Source organism: Cysteiniphilum marinum (assembly GCF_014857925.1).
Taxonomy (GTDB): domain Bacteria; phylum Pseudomonadota; class Gammaproteobacteria; order Francisellales; family Francisellaceae; genus Caedibacter; species Caedibacter marinus.
On the sequence record NZ_JACYVZ010000099.1, the window covers coordinates 1 to 1,333 of the forward strand.

At 33.7% G+C, this 1,333-nt stretch carries 1 protein-coding gene; it reads right to left on the reverse strand.

What is annotated here, in order from left to right:
* Window positions 1–1,252: ISKra4 family transposase (locus IE867_RS14445; protein ID WP_192485403.1), on the reverse strand; the 1,252-nt coding region annotated here is incomplete at its 3' end.
* Window positions 1,253–1,333: the final 81 nt, after the last annotated feature.

The window sequence follows — 1,333 nt, forward strand, 5'->3', positions numbered from 1 at the left end:
ATTGTGCTTTTTGTTTTTTCTTGAACCTAGCATTAACAACGGTTTCAATTGCGCTTTCAATGACACTGCTAGTAAAAGGTTTACCTGCTATTTTCCTAGCTTCATAATTGACTAAATATCCCTTATTATTGGCTAAATATTTTAATAATTGGTGTAACTTATCTGCAAAATCAGAAGTAATAAGTTCACCATACATCAAGGTTAATCGCTCTAATGCCTCTTCAGATTTACCATGCCAAATCTTCCATTTAATACTTTCCAGTTTATCAGTATATTCACTCTTCATTTGCTTTATTATTTTGTCAAATCTTACTCTAATATGATACCAATCTAATATACACTCTAATGATTTACAGTGTGACTTTAATGACTTAATAACACTCCAACAGTTCTTAGCTCCGTCCGCAAACGCGGTGACTTCGGTATTTTTAGTCAAACCCTCTTTCATTGCAGAAACCAGCAACATATTTTTGATGCTTTTATGGTGATCTTTAAAGCTTGATGCAGCAAAGCTTTTCTGGGTTATCTCTCCTTTTAAACAACCACTTTTACTTTTCTTTTGCTCAACATTAGTGGGCGAATATACCGTAGTCAGTATGGCTTCAAAAGTCGATCTATCAGGATGTTTATCCTTAATATGACCACCATCTGCTTGAACAATCAGCCTGGGCTGGTCTTTTATGTCTTTAGTATCTAAAGATGTCTTATCTTGGTGAATCTCAGCAAGGAATGTCCCTACTTTCTCTGTGATACGTTTCAAATTAACTTGACCATTAACAGAGCGGTGTCTTTTATTCTGGAGACGTAAAAGTTCTTGTGCTTTTACAAAAGAATGTTCAGCAGCTAATTTTGTTTGAATCTCTACTAAATCCGGATGACGGTAGTCACCAAAAACACCTTGTAAGCTTAATTCAATGACGTGTTTACAATCTGGGTTTATACATCTAAAAGCAGTTAAGTGAATCTCATGGTCAGTAAAAATGCTATTAAAAGTGGATTTAGCTTTGCCTTTTTTATATAGTTTAGTATCACATTTGGGGCACGATTGAGGATAAGGAAAAATAGTTATTTGTGAACCTAAAAATGCATCTTGTATCTTTTGAAGTAAATTGATTTGTTCCTCATGATTATAGCCCAATTCTTCAATAGACTTAGGTGATTTGATGGCCTTGTCTTCAATGATTTCCGTATTTAAAACTTCTCCCGTTTGATCGTCATAAATCTGAGAAATTATTTTTTGTTTTAGCGCCATGATGATACCTTAATGCAAATAAGTTTATTTTGCACTATAGCATAAAATTTATCTTATAGGTATGTTTTTAGGAATGGACTC